Genomic DNA, 19,124 nt, shown 5'->3' on the forward strand with positions numbered 1-19,124 from the left:
CAACAGTACGGGCGGATCCGTTGGGGCGGACGGCGGCCACGGCAGGCCCGAGCGTGTCCCCAGCCACGTTGCCCGGCCCCGCATGACAGGTCCGCAGCGCCGTACACAATTGCTCGGCATCGGCCGTGGGCTTTTCGCACTCCGCGGCCTGGACGGTACGACCATCGAGGAAATCGCCGCCACTGCGGGCGTCTCCAAACCGGTGATCTACGAGCACTTCGGCTCCAAGGATGGCCTGTATAGGCAGGTGGTGGAATATGAGTTCCACATCCTGCTGGCTTCGATCAACGACGCCCTGGCAGAGGATGCCAAGCCCCGCGTCCTGGTGGAACGGGCCGCCCTTGCCCTGCTGTCCTACATCGAGGACCGGACCGACGGCTTCCGCATCCTCATGCGAGACGCACCGCCGTCCCAGCCGGAGGGGGCCTTCTCCACGCTGCTGTCACAGGTGACGGCGCGAGTGGAGCACATCCTCGAGGACGAACTCGCCCGCCGCGGCTTCAGCCCGGCTGACGGGGCCATGTACGCCCAGATGCTCGTTGGCATGGTCGCGATGACCGGCCAGTGGTGGCAGGGCAGCCGCACCCCGGACAAGCGCGAAGTCGCCGCGCACCTGGTAAACCTGGCCTGGAACGGCCTGACCGGGCTGCAAAAGGACCCGGAGCTCCGCAGCGAGGACTAGGGGTTCGGGCTGGCGGGTCGCGTGTTACCGCGGGACATGTCCGCCGACGGCCTCGAAGAATGGACATAACACCAACATGCCCATTGTTTGCCCGCACCGTGGGACATGTCCGGCGGGGACTGAGCCGCGCTCGGGACGTGCCCATTGTTGGCCCGCAAAGAGGGGCATGTCCCGAGGAAGGCATTTTCTCCGAGGGGCATGTCCATCCGTGCTCACACACTCTGGGCATGTCCCGCGGCGAGGAGGCTACTCCCCCAGCACTTCCAGGGCCTCGAGCCATTCGAGTTCGAGGGCTTCGCGTTCCCCGGCGAGGTCCAGGAGTTTCTTGTTGAGCTCGGCGAGCTGGTCGAACTTGCTGGCGTCCCCGGCCCCGGCCGTCATCTGGGCATGGATCTTGTCTTCCTGCTGCTTGAGCTTGCCCAGCTGGCGGTCGATCCGGTTCTTGGCCTTGCGGGCGTCGCGCTTCTCGGCCTCCGACGGACCCGTGGCGGCGGGCGCGGAACCGGCGCTGGAGGAGGTGACGGGGTTCCCGCCGCCGGTGATCGTGGAGCCGGCAAGGGCGCCTTCGCGCAGTTCGAGGTACTGGTCCACGCCGCGGGGCAGGGCACGGATCTTGCCGTCGCCCAGCAGCGCCATCTGGTGGTCCGTGACACGCTCCAGCAGGTACCGGTCGTGGCTGACCACCACGAGCGTGCCGGGCCAGCCATCGAGAACATCCTCGACGGCGGCGAGCGTGTCGGTGTCGAGGTCGTTGGTCGGTTCGTCAAGCATGAGCACGTTCGGCTCGCCCACGAGCAGGCGCAGCAGCTGCAGCCGCCGGCGCTCGCCACCGGAGAGGTCCTTGACCGGGGTCCACTGCTTCTCGTTGGTGAAGCCGAGCTGCTCCACGAGCTGTCCGGCGGTGAATTCCTTGCCGCCGACATTGAACGAGCGCTTTTCGCGTTCGATCACTTCGATCACGCGCAGGTCCGAGACATCGTCGAGCTCCTTGACCTCCTGGGTCAGCACGGCTGTGACCACCGTCTTGCCGCGCTTGACCTTCCCGGAGCTGGGCTGGATCTCGCCGTTGAGCAGCTTCAGCAGGGTGGTCTTGCCGGCGCCGTTGACGCCCACCAGGCCCAGCCGTTCCCCCGGTGCCAGCCGCAGGGTGATGTTGTCGAAGAGCTTCTGCCCGGCATCGCCACCGAGGAAGTCCAGCGAGACGTTCTCAAGGTCCAGGACGTCCTTGCCAAGCCGGGCGGTGGCCATCTTGCTCAGCGCCGTCGAGTCGCGCGGCTCGGGGACGTCGGCGATCAGGGCGTTGGCCGCCTCGATCCGGAACTTGGGCTTGGCGGTGCGGGCCGGGGCGCCGCGGCGCAGCCAGGCGAGCTCCTTCTTCACGAGCTGCTGGCGCTTGCTTTCCATGACCGACGCCGAACGGTCGCGTTCGGCCCGGGCCAGCACGTAGGCGGCGTACCCGCCGTCGAACGGGTCCATGATGCCGTCGTGGATTTCCCAGGTCTTGTTGCAGACTTCATCGAGGAACCAGCGGTCGTGGGTGACCACGAGGAAGGCGCCCTGGTTGGGCCGCCAGCGGGACTTCAGGTGCCGGGACAACCAGGCGACGCCTTCGACGTCGAGGTGGTTGGTGGGCTCATCGAGCATGATGACGTCGTGGTCCTCGATCAGCAGCTTGGCCAGAGCCACACGCCGCTTCTGCCCGCCGGAGAGCATGTGGACGTTGGCGTGCCAGTCGACGTCGGACACGAGGCCGCCCATGACTTCGCGGATCTGCGGATTGCGGGCCCATTCATAGTCGGCCTGGTCCCCCACGATCGCGGCGCCGACGGTGAGGTCGCCGTCGAGCACGTCGCCCTGGTCCAGGTAGCCGATGTTGACCTCGCTGCGCTTGGTCACCCGGCCGGAGTCCGGGGTGGAGCGCATGGACAGCAGCCGCATGAGGGTTGACTTGCCGTCACCGTTGCGGCCCACCATGCCGATCCGGTCGCCCTCTTCAAGGCCGAGGGTAATGCCATCGAGGACGGTACGGGTTGCATACGAGACCGTGAGGTTCTCGCCGCCGAGCAGGTGTGCCACAGGGAACTGCTTTCTTAGGTGTATCGGTGAAGGTGTTGCTGTTAAGTCAGGAGGTGCGGTGCGCCAAAAGCTCCTAAAGGAGCGTATCGGAGATGATGCGGGCCCCGTGCACCGGGCCGTGCACCGCCAGTGCGTCGAAGCTGTGGTGGCGGAGCTCTTCGGCGAGTCCGGCGGCAGCGGCGGGGCTGTGCGCCAGGAAGGCGACGGTGGGTCCGGAGCCTGAGACAATTCCCGCGATCGCCCCGCAGGCCTCGCCGCGCCCGAGGGTCTCGCGCAGGCCCGGGGCCAGTTCGATCGAGGCCCGTTGCAGGTCGTTGACCAGGACCCGGCTGAGGGCGTCGGCATCGCCGGTGCGCAGCGCGGTGAGCACGCCGGGATCCACCGCGTCCGGTTCGTCCACCGCCACCCCTTCGGCTGCACGCAGGCGGTCCAGGGTCCGGTAGACCTCCGGGGTGGGCAGGCCGAAGTCGGCGGTGACCAGGACCCAGTCCGTTTGGGCCTTGACCAGGGCCGGGGACAGTTCGTCACCGAGGCCGAGGCCGACGGCGGTGCCGCCGAGCAGTGCGAAGGGAACGTCCGCGCCGAGTTCGGCGGCCAGGTGGGCCAGCTCATCGCGGGACAGCCCGCTGTTCCACAACGCGTCGCAGGCCAGCAGGGTGGCGGCGGCGTCAGCTGACCCGCCGCCCATGCCCCCGGCCACCGGCACCCGTTTGGTGATCTCCAGGTGGACACCGGTGGAGTGCTCCGACACGTCGGCCATGATCGCTGCCGCCTTGTAGGCGAGGTTGCGGTGGTCGAGTGGGATGTCCACGCCGTCAAGGTCCACGGTGCTCGCATCGCTGATGCTGACCGTGATCTCACCCGTGTCGGTGCTGGTGGCGGCAACTTCTTCGTAAAGTGAAACAGCCAAGTAGACGCTGGCCACCGAGTGATAGCCATCGGGCCGCAGCGGCCCTACGTCCAGTGAGACATTGACCTTGCCTGGAGCCTTGACCCGGACAGTCCTCGCGGCAAAGCGCCCTCTCACTGCGTTCATGGCTCCACGCTATGGCATCGCGGCCCGGGCTCCAAGCACGTAACGCCCCCTGCCGGGCTCGCAAACAGCCCACAGAGAGCCCACCGGGGGCTCAGGAGGCTGGCTGTTCGTGGGCCTCGGCGATTCTGGCGAACGCCGCAATGTCGATCACTTCGCCACGGAAAGTGGGGTCGATGCCGGCGGCCCGCAGGCAGCGTTCGGCCTCGGCGGCGCTGCCTGCCCAGCCGGCCAGCGCCGCCCGGAGGGTCTTGCGGCGCTGCGCGAAAGCGGCGTCAATGACGGCGAAGACCTGTTCCCTGGTGGCGGTGGTAACAGGGGGCTCCCGCCGCGTGAACGCGACGAGTCCGGAATGGATCTTGGGCGCGGGCCAGAAGACGTTCATGCCGATCACGCCGGCCTTGCGCATGCTGCTGTACCAGGCTGCCTTGACCGAAGGCACGCCGTAGGTCTTGGAACCGGGCCCGGCCGCCAGCCGGTCGGCGACTTCGTCCTGGACCATGACCAGGCCGTGCTGCAGGCTCGGAAAGTGCCGCAGGAGGTGCAGCACCACGGGGACGGCAACGTTGTAGGGAAGATTCGCCACGAGCGCTGTCGGCTCAGCGGGCAGCTCCGTGACCTTCATGGCGTCGGCCAGGACGAGATGGAAATTCCCGACGGCGTCCGGCCGCCACGCCGCGACCGTGGCCGGCAGACGCCCGGCAAGGACGGGATCGATTTCGACGGCGACCACGGTCCGGGCGGCGTCCAGCAGGCCAAGGGTCAGCGACCCGAGCCCGGGACCTACCTCCAGGACGGTCTCATCGGCCCGGATGTCGGCGGCGTTCACGATGCGCCGGATGGTATTGCCGTCGATGACGAAGTTCTGGCCGAGGGTCTTCGTGGGCCGCACGCCGATTTCCTCTGCCAGCCGGCGGATATCGGAGGCACCCATCAGCGGTGCGGGCGCCGCTCCGGGCAGGCTTTCGGGGGCGGAGGGGCTCGGTTCAGTCACCTAGGTATCCTATCCCGGCCCCGGTACGCCGCAGGCCGGGCCCGGAAGGAATCCGGACCCGGCCTGTGCGGTCCCCTGGCTGTGGTCAGCAGCGGCGGAACTCGGGCGGTCAGTGGCCGGCGGTAAGTAGCTGATGGTCAGGCGCCGGCCTGGCTTTGCTGGCTGGTGTGCTAGCTGGAGGCGGCCCAGCCGCAACCCCAGGGACCCAGGCCGCGCTGTGCGTAGACGCGGTTGGCGATGTCGATCTGCTGGGCCTTGGTGGCCGCAGCGGCGTTGGGGGCGTACGCGCCGCCGCCGGAGCCGAGCCAGGTCCGGACGTCGAACTGCAGGCCGCCGTAGTAACCGTTGCCGGTGTTGATGGACCAGTTGCCGCCGGACTCGCACTGGGCGATCTTGTCCCACATGCCCTGGTTCATCATCGCGGGGGCGGAGGCGCCGGTGTTGGCGGCGGCCTGGGGCTTTTCCTTGGTGCCCACAGTCACCTTTTCGGTGACCGGCTGGGCGCTGACGGTCTCGGACACCAGGGTCCGGGAGGCTTCGCGGCCGTCCACCAGGACCAGCTTGAAGCTCTTGGCCGTGGTGCCGGCGACGCCGGCCTGGGTGACCTTCTTCTCACCCTTGAACATGTCCGCATTCTCGGTGGTGAGTGTTTCAAACGCGACCGGCTCGGTGGTGTTGGCCGTCTTGCTGACGTCGACGCGGGAAACCTTGATCACCATGTCGTTGACGACCGGCGCGTTCCCGGGCTGGGAGAGGCGGTCGCTGGCTCCGAGCGCAATGCCGGCGTCCTCGAGCACCTTGGCCACGGTGGCCTCCGTGGTGGTGGTCGCGGCTGCCTTGCCGTCCGCGACGATGCTCACGGTCTTCGGCGTCGAGATGGACACGAACGAGCCGGAGACGGCGAGCTGGGCGTCCTTCGGCACGGAGACCTGCGAGGCGCTGGCGACGCCGAGTTCGGTCACGAGCCCTTCGACGGTGGGCGAGGTGGTGGAGATGGTCCGTTCGGCGCCGTCCAGGCTGACCTTGACGGCCTTGGCGAGGTTGACGTTGATGACTGATCCGTCCTGCACATGGGAGTCCACCGAAGGCGACACCCTGTCAGATGGCTGGAGTTCAACCTTGGCACCCTTGACGACCTGTCCGACGGTTCCGCCGAAGGTCTGGACGGAGCTGACTTTGCCGTCCACGTTGAGTGTGATCGTCTTGTTGTTGCCGACGAAGGCCACGAGGCCCAGCACCAGTGCCACCAGCACTACGAGCTGCGTGCCAACCTTGACGAAGCTGATCTTGCCGTCCGATGTGAAGAACTTGACCACGATTGCCCGAATCTCTTGGACCTTCCGGGCACGGGGATAAGTACACGTGACCACCCTCCGTGAGCGCGCCAAAGGCGGCTCCGAACAGAGTCCGGATCGTCACGAAACATGCATGCACTGCCTCACCCAAAACGAGAGCGCACATGTGGTTCGTTTGCCACGATGCACGCCCTGCTTGAGTGAAATTCTCCGTAGGCCTTCCCCGACCCCGGCTAATAGTTGACCACTGTAACCGAAGCGTTATAAAGGGGCCAAGTAATTGTGCATACCCGGTATCCACTCCGGAGGGCCGGAGGAGGCCGGTTCAGTCCCAGGATCCGTATGCCCGCACGGTATTTTCGGCGATCTGCGCACACAGCCCGGACAGCTCCGATCCAGTCACATCGGACATGGCCCGGACGGTGTACGGAACCATGTAGCTGGCGTTCGGGCGGCCGCGATGCGGGTGCGGGGTGAGGAAGGGCGCGTCGGTCTCGACCAGGATCCGGTCCGGCTCCGCAATGGCGAGCGCCGCGCGCAGGTTCGCCGCGTTCTTGAACGTCACGGTGCCGGCAAAGGACATGTACCAGCCCTCCGCGTTGCAGGTCCTGGCGAGGGCTTCGTCGCCGGAAAAGCAATGAAAGACCACGCGCTCCGGGGCCCCTTCTTCGCGCAGCACCTGGACGACGTCGTCGTGTGCGTCGCGGTCGTGGATTTGCAGCGTCAGGCCGAGGCGTTTGGCGATGTCGATGTGGCGGCGGAACGAGTAGCGCTGGTGGACCAGGCCCTCTCCCTCGGTGCGGAAGAAGTCGAGGCCCGTCTCGCCGATGGCCCGGATCCTCGGGTGGGCGGCCAGGGCCTCGATCTCGGCCAGGGCTTCTTCCAGGGTCCCGCCCCGGGCGTAGTCGGGGGCATCGTTGGGGTGGAGGGCCACTGCGCCCAGGAGCCGTGAATCGAGCTCAACGGCCTGGACCGTGAACCGGGACGATTCGAGGTCGCAGCCCACCTGCACCGCACCCTGGACACCCACTGCCTCGGCGGCGTCGAGGGCATCCTTGACTCCCACCAGGAGCTCCGCCTCGGGAAAGTCCAAATGTGTGTGGTTGTCCATGACCGGCACGGGAAGCGGCGCGGGTGCGGGCGGATACCCGCCGCGTCCGGTACCGTCGGTTCCAGGCACCCGGAATGGGACGGGAGTGAGGGGATTGAGCATTCTTCCACCCTATCCGGCGCCCAGAATTCCTTGGAACTCTCTGTCAGGTCCGGCAGTTGTGTTAGTAGTCTGTTAATACTCTGTTATTTCCCCGTAAGGAAACAGGCGAACGCCACTGCGGGGCCCGGCGGCCGCTGGCGGTCCGTTCCGGGACCCACAAGGCCTGAAAGGCTGCCGATGGATTACCAGCGCACTTCCGTAGATGACGTCCTCCCCGAAGGACAGAGCTTCCCGAGCCGATCAGCCCTTGACCCCGACGCAGGCGGACACCGGTCCCCAGCCCCGGCATTGGACGCGGACGCCTTCCACTCGGCCAGCACCCGGATCCTGACGGCCATCAATACGGTCATCGACGGCAAGGCAGAAGCGGCGAAACTGGCGCTCACGGTGCTCCTGGCCCAGGGCCATTTGCTCCTGGAGGACGTCCCGGGGGTGGGCAAGACGCTGCTGGCCAAGACACTGGCCCGGACCATCGACTGCACCGTCAGCCGGATCCAGTTCACCCCGGACCTGCTCCCGTCCGATGTCACCGGCGTGTCCGTCTACAACCAGGCCACCCGGACCTTCGAGTTCCGGCACGGCGCGGTGTTCGCCAACATCGTCATCGGCGACGAAATCAACCGCGCCTCGGCCAAGACCCAATCGGCCCTGCTGGAGTGCATGGAGGAGCACCAGGTCACGGTGGACGGCACGTCCTACCGGCTGGATGAGCCGTTCATGGTGGTGGCGACGCAGAACCCCATTGAGATGGAAGGCACCTACCCGCTCCCGGAAGCCCAGCGGGACCGCTTCATGGCCCGGATTTCCATGGGCTACCCGGACCGGGAGTCCGAAATGGAGATGCTCGAAACCCACCAGGCGTCCTCTCCGCTGGCCCGCGTCACGGCTGTTGTCACGGCGGCGGAGGTGGCTGCGATGATTGCCTCGGTGCAGCAGGTCTACGTGTCCCGGTCCATCAAGGAGTACACGGTGGCCCTGGGCCGGGCAACGCGTGAAAGCGGGCTTCTCCGGCTCGGCGCCAGCCCGCGGTCCATGCTGCAGCTCCTGCGGGCGGCGAAGGCCACCGCCGCGCTGGAGGGCCGGGACTTCGTGCTGCCGGACGACGTCGTCAGCGTCGCCGAGGCTGTGCTGGCCCACCGGATCATCCTCGACCGCAAGGCGGCCAGCGCGGGCGAGACGCCGCAAAGCGTGATCCGGGCCATCATCGCCAAGATTCCCGTCACCCCGGAAGTGTCGGCCTCGAACAACGGAACCGGCCGCCCTGGCCGGAACAAGGCCATGGCTGCCGCGGCGTCGCCCAAACTGCCGAATCCGCGCTAGGAGGCGGTCCCGGCGTGGCGTTGAGGGATCGGTTCCCCGGACACATCTTCAGCACCCGCGGCTGGGGCCTGCTCGGCGCGGGGGCGCTGTCCCTGCTGGCCGCCCAGATCATGGGCCGCCGGGACCTGCTCGCGCTGGCCGTACTGCTGCTGGTCCTGCCCCTGCTGGCCCTGGCCGGAAGCCGGGTCCTGAAGCCCAGGTTCCGGGTCTACCGCGAATTCAGCCCGGCGCCGGTCGAAACGTCCGCCCGGACCACGGTCCGGCTGGCCGTTGCGCGGACCGGGCCGGGAACCGGCCACGCCGTCATGGAGGAACACCTGCCGGCCCGGTTCGGCGAATCCCCCGTCTTCCGTTTCCCGGCCCGCAGGGCCACCGGCGGCGCCAGCCGCTATGAGTACCATCTCCGATCGGCCAATCGTGGCCAGTTCCTGATCGGGCCCGTCACAGCGGAGTTCAGCGACCCCTTCGGGCTGTCCTTCCACCGCCACGCGATCGACGACGGCGACCTCCTGACCGTGACCCCCGCCGCCGTCCAGCTCCCCGAGACAGGGCTGGCCGGCGCCCGCGGACACGACGGTGTGACAGCCACGCGCGCCCGGGCGAATCCCAGCGACGACGACGTCATGACCCGCGAGTACCGCCATGGCGACCCGATGCGCCGTGTGCACTGGGCCGCGACGGCCCGCCACGGGTCCCTAATGGTGCGGCAGGAGGAATCCGTCACGACCCCCGAGGCGACCATCATCCTGGATCAGCGGCTCTCGGCGTATCCGCACGGCGTATTTGGCCATGCCGGCCATTCCTCCGGGCATTCGGGCAACGGGGAAGGCGACGGCCACGACCTGCTGAGCTGCGACGCCTTCGAATGGGCCGTCACGGCGGCGATGTCGATCGCGGCGCACCTCGCGGAACGCAACTACACGCTGCGGTTCCTGGACAGCGCGGGCGCCCCCGCCTTCCGCAATTCGCCGTCCGCTCCCGACCCGGAGGCCGAGGAATACACCGGCACGGCCGGGCTTCAGTCCATCGCGGAAAGCCTGGCCGCCATCGAGCTCTCCGGCCCGCACCACGGCCACCCGAACCGCAACCGCACCCCGGATTCCCGCCGGCGGACAAGCCCGCAGGAGACATCGGGACCGCCTGCCATGTCCAGCGCCCACGAAACCGCCGGGGGCGCAAGGAACACCGCAGCCGCCGGGAACGCGCCGAGGGATTTCGACGACGCCCTGATGGACAAGCTCTCCGCCCACCGGCTGCGGGGACCGGTCCTGGCGATCCTGGGCACCCTGTCCCTGGCCGAGGCCCAGGCGCTGTCCCCGGCGGCCGGGTTCGGCGCGAACGCCTTCGCGCTGCTCGTCACGGACCAGACGCATGGTTACGGCGCGACGCCAGAGGTGCTGGAGGCACTGAGGCTGGGCGGATGGCGGGCCGTGGCGGTTTCTGACCGGAGCCCGCTGCCCGCCGCGTGGACAGCATTCGACGAGGCCGACCCGACGATGTCCGCCGCAGCGGACGTCCGCCGAGGCGTGGGAGGCCGGCGATGACGCTCACACCGCAGCGCAGCTCCGCATCCCGCACCGGCGAGGCCGGCACGGACGAAACCACAGTCCTGTCCCCCGGCGCAGGGTCCCGGCGGGAAGGACCCGGCGCCCAGCCCTGGGTGATGGGGACCGTCGTCGCGGTGGCCGTCGCCGGCGCCGCCCTCGGATTCAACGGCGTCCTGCGCGGGTGGGCCTGGTACTCCCCGGTGTTCAGTACCGTCTTGGCCGTGGCATTCTCCATGGCGATGCTCCGGTCCTTGCGTACCCGGACTTGGCTCGTGGCTGCCGGCGGCCTGGTGGCTCTCGTGGTGTCCCTGACCTTCATTTTCTTCCGGCAGCACAGCATCGCCGGGTTCATCCCGTCCCCGGAGACCATGACCTACCTGGGCAAATTCCTCAGGCGCGCCAGCGAAACCGTCCTGGCCGAGAGCACCCCGGTGGCCCCCAACGCCGGCATCGTGATGCTGATCTGCGCGGTCCTCGGGCTGCTGGTGATCCTCATCGATGCCCTCGCGTTCCCACTGGCGCTGCCGGCCACGAGCGGGCTGGGGATCCTGGCGATCCTCGTGGTGCCTGCCATCGTCAAGCCGCAAAGCGTGGGGGCGCTGGGGTTCCTCGGCGCCGCCGTCGGGTATCTGTTGATCCTGGGGTGCAGCCATTGGTTCACACCGGATGCCCGCACCCTGGCCGACACCGCCCGGAACCCCGGACAGCTCCGGCGCGGCGCGGTCACGGCCGCCGCGGCGCTGACCTTGACGCTGCTGCTGCAGCCGGTCATCCCGGGTTTCGACCAGGGCACGTTCCCCCAGGGCTCGCGGCTGAACCCGTTCGGCGGCGCCACCGGCCTGAATCCGATGATCAGCCTGGGCAACAGCCTGCGCAGCCCGTCCGGGGACGGCCGGATCACCTTCGCGACGAACGCGCCGACGACGCCGTACCTCCGCTCTGTGACGGTGGACAGCTTCGAGGGCGATTCCTGGGCACCGGATGACCGGGAATCAACCCGGCAGCCGGGCACGGGCAGGATCGAATCCGGTCTTGATACCGCCGCGACGGAGTTCCGCGTCATCACCGCCGTCAACACCGGCCAGTACACAAGCCCCTACCTGCCCTCGCCGTATGCGCCGGAATCAGTCAACGGCCTCGCGGGGCGCTGGAGCTGGGATCCGGCCACGCTGAGCATCAAGGGAATCGACACCAACTCCCGCGACCAGCAGTATGTGGTCACGTCCGTCACGCCCCAGCTCACCGCCGCGCTGCTGGCGCGGGCCTCCGAGCCGGTGCGCGGAGTTCCCGAGCAGTTCCTCCGGCAGCCATCGAACGTTCCGGAGGTTGTGCGGAGCACGGCCCAGACCGTGACTGCCGGAGCCGCCACACCGTATGCGCGGGCCATGGCCATCCAGCGGTACCTGCGCTCCACCGAGTTCAGCTACTCCCTGCAATCACCCGTGCAGGGAGGCTACGACGGCAACGGCCTGTCGGTGCTGGCGGACTTCCTGACCCAGAAGAGCGGCTACTGCATTCATTTCGCCTCTGCCATGGCCGTGATGGCCCGGTTGGAAGGCATTCCGAGCCGGATCGCCGTGGGCTACGCACCGGGGCGCCCCACTGGAGCCACCGTGGCGGTCTCCGGCCAGGGTCCCCTGCCGGAGTTCGAAGTCGATGCGCGCGATGCCCACGCCTGGCCGGAACTCTATTTCCAGGGTGTCGGCTGGGTCGCGTTTGAGCCCACGCCGTCCCGCGGCGTCGTTCCGGCCTACGCAACGGAGGCCGCCGCGCCCAGCGGAGCCAGCACCAACGAACGCAACGACGCCCTGACTCCCGGGGACGGTTCCACCAAGTCACCGGTCCCCGCCCCCGGCGCGGTTCCCCTGCCCGGCACCGGAAATCCGGCGGCTGCGGGCACGCACCCGGCACAGGCGCTCTACGGCCTTGGCGCGGCTCTGCTGCTGGCCCTGATCGTGGCCTCCCCGCGGCTGGTGCGCAGCGGCGTGCGGCGGCGCAGGCTTATGACGGCGGCCCGCGGCTATCCCCGCGCCGGCACGGCCCTGCCGGCTTGGGCGGAACTGCGGGACCTCGCCACGGACTACGGCGTGGCGCCCGGAGCGAGCGAGACGCCGCGGCATTTCTCCGAGCGGTTGCGCGCCTCGGCGGCGCTGGGTGAACCCGGCGTCACGGACGGACCCGGGCAGCGCGCCGCGGCAGCGCTGACCGAGGACTTTGAACGTGAGCAGTACGGCCGCCCGGGTGGCGCCGGTCCGGCGGACAACGCAGGGACCGCGGACCCGGCCGACTCCGCCGCGGCCAGGATTGCCCTGGTGCAGGCCGCGCTGCGGTCCAACGCCGGTCCCCTGGTCCGGCTGCGCGCGGCCTGGCTGCCGCCGTCGGTGATGTCCGGCTGGCGACGGGCCCTCGCGCTGCCCGGCAGGGTCCTGTCCCGGACAGCACAACGCACCCGGCGGGGACTCGCGGGATCCTGGGGGAAGATCCGCAACTCCGTCAGCCGGGTGCGTCGTGGCTAGGCTGTGTGCCTAGGTTGAGTGCCTAGCCTGCGTAGGGATCGGCGATGCCGATGTACTGGGTGTAGAGGTATTCCTCGATGCCCTCCAGGCCGCCCTCACGGCCCAGGCCGGACTGCTTGACCCCGCCGAACGGTGCGGCGGCGTTGGAGACGACGCCGGCGTTCAGGCCCAGCATGCCGGTCTCGAGGCGTTCGCCCATCCGGATGCCGCGGTTCAGGTCCCGGGTGAAGACATAGGCGACCAGGCCGTACTCGGTGTTGTTGGCGAGCCGGACGGCCTCGTCCTCGGTGTCGAAGGTGATGATCGGGGCGACGGGGCCGAAGATTTCCTCGGACAGGATCCGGGTGCCCTCGGTCACGCCCTTGAGGATGGTGGGCTGGTAGAAGTAGCCCGGGCCCTCGACGGCGGAGCCGCCGGTGATCGCGACTGCGCCGGAGTTCACGGCGTCGGTCACCAGCTCGTGGACCTTGTCCCGGCTCTTGGCATCGATCAGCGGGCCGACCTTTGACTCGGGCTCGGTGCCCCGGGCCGTGGTCATGTCCGCCATCTTCGCGGCGAACTTCGTCGCGAACTCGTCCGCGACGGACGCGTGGACGATGAACCGGTTCGCGGCGGTGCAGGCCTCGCCCATGTTCCGCAGCTTCGCCAGCATGGCCCCCGCGACCGCGGCATCGACGTCGGCGTCCTCGAACACGACGAACGGGGCGTTCCCGCCGAGCTCCATCGAGGTCCGCAGCACCGTCTCGGATGCGTCGGCGAGCAGCCGGCGGCCGACCTCGGTGGAACCGGTGAAGGAGAGCTTCCGGAGCCGGGAGTCCTTGATCAGCGGACCCGTTGTGGCCCCGGCCGTGGAGGTCGGGATGAGGTTCAGGACGCCGGCGGGCAGCCCGGCCTCCAGCATCACTGCGGCAAACAGCTGGGAGGTCAGCGGGGTCAGGTTCGCGGACTTCAGCACCATGGTGCAGCCGGCCGCGACCGCCGGGGCGACCTTGCGGGTGGCCATCGCGAGCGGGAAGTTCCACGGCGTGATCAGCAGGCACGGGCCCACCGGCTTCTTGGTCACCAGCAGCCGGGACTTGCCGTCCGGGGAGACCGAGTACCGGCCGAACGCGCGGACGGCCTCCTCGGAGAACCAGCGCAGGAATTCCGCGCCGTAGGTGACCTCGCCGCGGGCTTCGGCCAGCGGCTTGCCCATCTCCAGGGTCATCAGCAGCGCGAAGTCTTCCGCACGCTCCGTCACGAGTTCGAAGGCGCGGCGCAGGATTTCCCCGCGTTCCCGGGCCGGGACCTTCGCCCAGGACTCCTGTGCCGCGGCGGCCGCGTCCAGCGCCGCCGCTCCGTCCTCAGGACCGGCGTCGGCGATGCTCAGCAGCACCTTCCCGGTCGAGGGGTCCTCCACATCGAAGGTCTTCCCGGACGCGGCCGGACGCCATTCGCCGTTGATCAGCAGGCCCGTCGGGACCGAGGCCAGAAGGGCGCTCTCCCGCTCCGCGGAAACAATGGGCTGGGCAGTTACAGTCACAACGACTCCCTCGTCAGCAATTCGGTTTGCCTAGTTTGTTGGCACTAGTTTGTTGAAATAGTTCTTGGTGCAGGCGCACGTTCCCACAGGCAGGCCCGGGCGTCTGGATTACTGCCACGGTACTGCTGCGCTCACTGGCAAGTCTATGCATGGGCGCACTACCCGATCCAGCATATGCTGTGCAGCTGCACAACTGATCGGCGCGGGCCTGCACAACGGAATGCGGGCCCTGGCGAAGCCGTCCCGCAGGGGCCGACGGGCCCGAAAATCTGCTTCCGGATCAGCGTGCGGCGAGCACCGCGGAATAGAGCTCGCGCTTGCTGACTTTCGCGTCGTCGGCCACCGCCGCGACGGCCTCCTTCAGCCGGATGCCCTGGGCTATCAGCCCGTTGACGGCGGCCACGTGGTCCTCCGGACGGCCGGGTTCGCGTTCGGGAGCGCCGCCCACCACGACGGCGATTTCTCCGCGGACCTCGTTGGACTCCGCCCATTCGAGCAGGTCGCGAAGGGTACCGCGGATGACCTCTTCATAGGTCTTGGTGAGTTCACGGCACACGGCGGCCCGGCGGTCGGCGCCGAAGCTTTCGTGCAGGGCCCGCAGCATGGGCTCCAGCCGGTGCGGGGCCTCGAAAAAGACCATGGTGCGCCGCTCGGCGTCGAGGTCCGCCAGCCGCGAGTTGCGTTCGCCTGCCTTGCGCGGCAGGAACCCTTCGAAGCAAAAACGGTCAGTCGGGAGGCCTGACAGGGCCAGGGCGGTCAGCACGGCGGAGGGTCCCGGCGCCGCGGTGACGGTGAGCCCGGCCGCCACGGCACCTTCAACCAGCCGGAACCCCGGGTCCGAGACGGACGGCATTCCGGCGTCCGTCACCATGACCAGGGTCTTGCCGGCACGGACCTGCTCCAGCAGGTCCGCCGTCTTGGCTGCCTCATTGTGCTCGTGATAGCTGATGATCCGGCCGGCCACGGTGATGCCGAGGTTCTGCACGAGGCGGTGCAGCCTCCTGGTGTCCTCGGCGGCGACGATGTCCGCCGTCGTCAGCAACTCCACGAGCCGCGCCGAGGCATCGCCGGCGTTCCCGATCGGCGTCGCCGCGAGGACGATCCTGCCGGGCCCGCCTGTGGCGGGAACATCAGTGGCGGGAACGCCGGCTGAGGGAACGGCGGCGGGGGCATCGTCATCGACAGGAGGAAGGGGGGAGGTGCTGGGTTCGTGGTCCACACGTCCAGCCTACTGCCGCCGGGGCGGCAGCCCTGCGGGCACAGCCGCGAAAGGTAGCATGGGCAACGTGACCCAGACCCCCACGCGGCAGCCCGACGCTGGCCCCGCCGCATCGCAGACCTCTGGTTCGGACAGCGCCAACGGCAGAACCGGCAAAGCCCGGGGCCGCTTCCGCACCGGCCGCAACCTGGAGGGACACCGCTGGATCGGCCGCCCCGCCGAGGCCTTCACTCCGGATGCCCTCAAGGAACGCCTGATCGGCAGCATCCAGAGCTGGCGGGACTACCCGGCGTCGCTTCGGCTCTGGTACTGGCTCATTCCTGCCCTCACGGCGGCGCTGGGCGGCGTCCTGCGGTTCGTCCGGCTGGACACCCCGCGGAACCTGGTCTTTGACGAAACCTACTACGTCAAAGACGCGTACTCGTTCCTGGTCAGCGGGTACGAGCGCAGCTGGCCTGACCGGGCGAACGACGCCTTCATTGCCGGCAACCCCGGCGTGCTGCTGAATACGCCGGAGTATGTGGTGCACCCGCCGGTCGGCAAGTGGATGATCGCCTTCGGCATGTGGCTGTTCGGGGCGGACAATCCCTTCGGCTGGCGGTTCGGTGCTGCGCTGACGGGGACGCTGTCGGTCTTCCTGCTGGCCCTGATCGCGCAGAAGCTCTTCCGTTCCCTGACCCTGGGCGCCGTGGCCGGCGTCCTGCTCGCCGTGGACGGCCACCACCTCGTCATGTCCCGGACCTCGCTGCTGGACATCTTCCTCATGTTCTGGATCCTCGCCGCGTTCGGCGCGCTGCTGATGGACCGCGACGACGGTCGGCGGCGGCTGGCGGCCCGGCTCGGGCGGCAGGCCGCGGCCTCGGCCACGGGGCATCCCTCGGCGCTCCAGCTCACCTCCGGGCCGTGGCTCGGCATCCGATGGTGGCGGCTCACGGCCGGCGTCTGCCTGGGCCTGGCCGTCGGCACGAAATGGTCCGCCCTGTTCTTCCTGGCCGGCTTCGGCCTGCTGACCGTGTTCTGGGACCTCAGCGCCCGGCGCATCGCCGGCGTGCATGCCTGGATCAGCGCCGGCATCCTCAAGGACGGCGTCCCGGCCTTCCTGAGCATCGTCCCGGTGGCCGCCGTGGTCTACGGCGCCACGTGGATCGGCTGGTTCCGGTCCAAGGACGCGTACTTCAGGCACTGGGCCGAGACCAACCCCTCGGCCGAGTGGGGCTGGCTCCCGAACGCCGTCCGGTCCCTCGCGCACTACCACCTGGAGGCCTACAAGTTCCATCAGGGCCTGAACTCCGACCACCCGTACGAGGCCAGCGCCTGGAGCTGGCTGGTCATGGGCCGGCCGACGTCGTTCTTCTACGAATCCCCCGGGCAGGGCAGCCCCGGCTGCGATCTCAGCAACTGCACCACCGCCATCCTCTCCGTGGGCAACCCGCTGATCTGGTGGAGCGCGGCCGTCAGCCTGGGCATCCTGCTGTTCTGGTGGGCCGGCCGCCGCGACTGGCGCGCCGGCGCGATTCTGGCGGGCGTGGCCTCCGGCTACCTCCCCTGGTTCATGTACCCGGAACGCACCATGTTCTTCTTCTACGCCGTGTCCTTTGAACCGTTCCTGATCCTGGGGCTCGTCTATTGCCTGGGGCTGGTGCTCGGCCAGCGGACCGACCCCCTCTGGCGCCGCCGGTCCGGATTCTACCTCGTGGCGCTGTTCGTGGTGGCGGCTGTGCTGCTGTCCGCGTTCTTCTATCCGGTCTGGACTGCCGAGGTGATCCCGTACCAGGACTGGCGCATGCGGATGTGGATGCCGTCCTGGATCTAGGGCAGGATTGCAGGGGAAAGTCCGCCGCACTCCGGGCGGACCAGGAAATGGAGACTCGGTTGTGAGAGAAGCAAGCACCGGACTGCTGGTGGAGCTGGATCCGGGGAGCAACGTGACGGACCTGCTCCTGGAGCAGCACGCGAAGGACCCCGTGCACGCCCTCTACTCCCGCAAGGGCCCCGCCGGCTGGGCCGATGTCTCTGTCCACCACTTCCTGGAGCAGGTCACCGCACTGGCCAAGGGCCTGATTGCCGGCGGACTCGCGCCGGGCGAAACCGTCGCTGTCATGTCCGCCACGCGGTACGAGTGGACGGTGGTGGATTTTGCCATCTGGTTCGCCGGCGGGGTCACCGTACCGATCTATGAGACCTCCTCCGCGGGCCAGGTCGAGTGGATCCTGCACGACTCGGGCGCCCGCCGGGTGTTCGTCCAGGACCATGCCAAGGCGGCCCTTGTCCAGGACGTCCTGGACGCCTCCACTGTCCTTGGCGACCGGATTATCGCCGTCGTGCGGATGGAGCACGACGGCGACGCGCCGAACCTGGCGAGCCTCGCCGCCGCCGGAACCGGGGTCACCGACGCCGAGCTCGAACGCCACCGGACCACCGCGTCCCTGGCGGACGTGGCGTCCCTGGTCTACACCTCGGGCACCACCGGCAGGCCCAAGGGCTGCGAGATCACACACGCCAACTTTGCCCTGGTCGCGAAGAACATCATCCTCTTCCTGCCCGAGCTCCTCATGCAGCCGCGCTCCCGGACGCTGATGTTCCTGCCCCTGGCCCACGTTCTGGCCCGGGCGGTGCAGGTGATCTGCCTGAGCTCCGGCACCACGGTTGGCCACACCGCCAGCGCCAAAGAGCTCCTGGAAGACCTGGCCAGCTTCAAGCCCACCTTCCTGCTGGTGGTCCCCCGGATTTTCGAAAAGGTTTATGCCGGAGCCGCGCAAAAGGCTGCCGCCGCAGGCAAGGAGCGGATCTTCACGGCTGCGGCGGGGGCCGCGATCGACTACTCCAAGGCCCTGGACGCTGCTTCCCGGGGCGACGGCGCCGGACCCGGGTTCCTCCTGCGCGCCCGGCACGCGCTGTTCGACCGGCTGTTCTACCCCAAGCTCCGCCAGGCCTTCGGCGGCCAGCTGCGGTTTACGGTCTCCGGTGCCAGCCCGCTGAGCTCCCATGACGCCCACTTCTTCCGCGGCGCGGGCATCCCCGTGCTGGAAGGCTACGGCCTGACCGAAACCACAGCGCCGTGCACGGCCAACACCCCGGCCCAGACCAAGGTGGGGACTGTGGGCATCCCGGTACCGGGAACCACAGTGCGGGTGGCCGACGACGGCGAGATCCTGGTCAAGGGCATCGGCGTCTTCAAGGGCTACCACGCCAACGCGGCCGCCAACGCTGAGGCGTTCGTGGACGGGTTCTTCCGGACCGGCGACCTCGGCTCCCTCGACAAGGACGGCTTCCTGACCATCACAGGCCGGAAGAAGGACCTGCTGGTCACCGCCGGCGGAAAGAACGTCGCCCCTGGCCCGCTCGAGGAGAAAATCCGCGAGCACCAGCTCGTGGGACAGGCCGTAGTCGTTGGAGACGGCCGGCCGTTTGTCTCGGCACTGGTCAACCTGGACCCGGAAGGCCTGCAGAACTGGTGCACCGCCCGGAAAGTTCCCGTCATGGCCCCGGCCGAAGCCGCTGCCGACGAAAGCGTCCGGGCCTCGATCCAGGGCGCCATTGACGAGGCAAACCTCACGGTCTCCAAGGCCGAGTCCATCCGCAGTTTCGTCGTCCTGGACGCCGATTTCACGGTGGAATCAGGGCACCTGACGCCCTCGCTCAAACTCAAGCGGGCCGCCGTCGTGCGGGACTACGAGGAGCACATCAACCGCATCTACGGCTGAGCC

Annotated in this window: 13 protein-coding genes; 6 read left to right on the plus strand and 7 right to left on the minus strand. The window is 68.7% G+C overall.

Annotated features, from left to right (window positions below; translation table 11 throughout):
• The first annotated feature begins 82 nt into the window (after positions 1-82).
• The gene (locus AC1DEY_RS09040; protein WP_476867708.1) at positions 83-682 is read left to right on the plus strand and encodes a TetR/AcrR family transcriptional regulator; all 600 of its coding nucleotides are present in this window, start codon (positions 83-85) and stop codon (positions 680-682) included.
• Positions 683-928: 246 nt separating this feature from the next.
• Here AC1DEY_RS09040 and AC1DEY_RS09045 read toward each other — a convergent pair whose 3' ends face one another.
• The 5 genes from AC1DEY_RS09045 to AC1DEY_RS09065 all read right to left on the minus strand — a co-directional run bounded on the left by AC1DEY_RS09045 (position 929) and on the right by AC1DEY_RS09065 (position 7,293).
• Positions 929-2,758, minus strand: a complete 1,830-nt coding sequence (locus tag AC1DEY_RS09045) for an ABC-F family ATP-binding cassette domain-containing protein (protein WP_476867648.1) — start codon at positions 2,756-2,758, stop codon at positions 929-931.
• Positions 2,759-2,831: 73 nt separating this feature from the next.
• Positions 2,832-3,794: a 4-(cytidine 5'-diphospho)-2-C-methyl-D-erythritol kinase gene (locus AC1DEY_RS09050; protein ID WP_476867649.1), complete on the minus strand. Its 963-nt coding sequence runs from the start codon at positions 3,792-3,794 to the stop codon at positions 2,832-2,834.
• A 91-nt stretch (positions 3,795-3,885) separates the two neighbouring features.
• Positions 3,886-4,785 (minus strand): 16S rRNA (adenine(1518)-N(6)/adenine(1519)-N(6))-dimethyltransferase RsmA, encoded by a 900-nt coding sequence (rsmA, locus tag AC1DEY_RS09055; protein WP_476867650.1) that lies wholly within the window; start codon positions 4,783-4,785, stop codon positions 3,886-3,888.
• A 170-nt stretch (positions 4,786-4,955) separates the two neighbouring features.
• Complete coding sequence (locus AC1DEY_RS09060) at positions 4,956-6,101, minus strand: transglycosylase family protein (RefSeq protein ID WP_441410328.1); 1,146 nt, start codon at positions 6,099-6,101, stop codon at positions 4,956-4,958.
• 304 nt (positions 6,102-6,405) lie between these two features.
• Positions 6,406-7,293: a TatD family hydrolase gene (locus AC1DEY_RS09065; RefSeq protein WP_476867651.1), complete on the minus strand. Its 888-nt coding sequence runs from the start codon at positions 7,291-7,293 to the stop codon at positions 6,406-6,408.
• A 177-nt stretch (positions 7,294-7,470) separates the two neighbouring features.
• Between AC1DEY_RS09065 and AC1DEY_RS09070 the strand changes: the two genes are divergently transcribed.
• From AC1DEY_RS09070 to AC1DEY_RS09080, 3 genes are read left to right on the plus strand one after another with little or no spacing between them, the layout of a single operon-like run.
• Positions 7,471-8,613, plus strand: a complete 1,143-nt coding sequence (locus AC1DEY_RS09070) for an AAA family ATPase (RefSeq protein WP_476867652.1) — start codon at positions 7,471-7,473, stop codon at positions 8,611-8,613.
• Between the two features lie 14 nt (positions 8,614-8,627).
• A complete protein-coding gene (locus tag AC1DEY_RS09075; protein ID WP_476867653.1) occupies positions 8,628-10,157 on the plus strand; it encodes a DUF58 domain-containing protein in 1,530 nt (509 codons plus the stop codon).
• Positions 10,154-12,676, plus strand: coding sequence for a transglutaminase TgpA family protein (locus tag AC1DEY_RS09080; protein ID WP_476867654.1), 2,523 nt, complete (start codon positions 10,154-10,156; stop codon positions 12,674-12,676). Before AC1DEY_RS09075 ends, AC1DEY_RS09080 begins: the two co-directional genes overlap by 4 nt.
• A 22-nt stretch (positions 12,677-12,698) precedes the next feature.
• On the opposite strand, the gene AC1DEY_RS09085 is transcribed toward AC1DEY_RS09080, so the two are convergent.
• Together AC1DEY_RS09085 and rsmI are read right to left on the minus strand one after the other, a co-directional pair.
• Entirely contained in the window at positions 12,699-14,198 is a 1,500-nt protein-coding gene (locus AC1DEY_RS09085) for an NAD-dependent succinate-semialdehyde dehydrogenase (protein WP_476867655.1), read from the minus strand.
• 280 nt (positions 14,199-14,478) lie between these two features.
• Entirely contained in the window at positions 14,479-15,417 is a 939-nt protein-coding gene (gene rsmI, locus AC1DEY_RS09090) for a 16S rRNA (cytidine(1402)-2'-O)-methyltransferase (RefSeq protein WP_476867656.1), read from the minus strand.
• 58 nt (positions 15,418-15,475) lie between these two features.
• Here rsmI and AC1DEY_RS09095 point away from each other — a divergent pair, with 58 nt between their 5' ends.
• Both AC1DEY_RS09095 and AC1DEY_RS09100 read left to right on the plus strand, forming a co-directional pair.
• Positions 15,476-17,230, plus strand: coding sequence for a dolichyl-phosphate-mannose--protein mannosyltransferase (locus AC1DEY_RS09095; RefSeq protein WP_476867657.1), 1,755 nt, complete (start codon positions 15,476-15,478; stop codon positions 17,228-17,230).
• Between the two features lie 61 nt (positions 17,231-17,291).
• Entirely contained in the window at positions 17,292-19,121 is a 1,830-nt protein-coding gene (locus tag AC1DEY_RS09100) for an AMP-dependent synthetase/ligase (protein WP_476867658.1), read from the plus strand.
• Positions 19,122-19,124: the final 3 nt, after the last annotated feature.

It is taken from the genome of Arthrobacter sp. 05T47 (assembly GCF_056395825.1).

Bases quoted from the DNA above. Each gene is read 5' to 3' on its own strand.
- AC1DEY_RS09080 (WP_476867654.1), top strand. From the start codon at position 10,154: ATGACGCTCACACCGCAGCGCAGCTCCGCATCCCGCACCGGCGAGGCC.
- AC1DEY_RS09040 (WP_476867708.1), top strand. From the start codon at position 83: ATGACAGGTCCGCAGCGCCGTACACAATTGCTCGGCATCGGCCGTGGG.
- AC1DEY_RS09065 (WP_476867651.1), bottom strand. From the start codon at position 7,293: ATGCTCAATCCCCTCACTCCCGTCCCATTCCGGGTGCCTGGAACCGAC.
- AC1DEY_RS09050 (WP_476867649.1), bottom strand. From the start codon at position 3,794: ATGAACGCAGTGAGAGGGCGCTTTGCCGCGAGGACTGTCCGGGTCAAG.
- AC1DEY_RS09070 (WP_476867652.1), top strand. From the start codon at position 7,471: ATGGATTACCAGCGCACTTCCGTAGATGACGTCCTCCCCGAAGGACAG.
- AC1DEY_RS09095 (WP_476867657.1), top strand. From the start codon at position 15,476: ATGGGCAACGTGACCCAGACCCCCACGCGGCAGCCCGACGCTGGCCCC.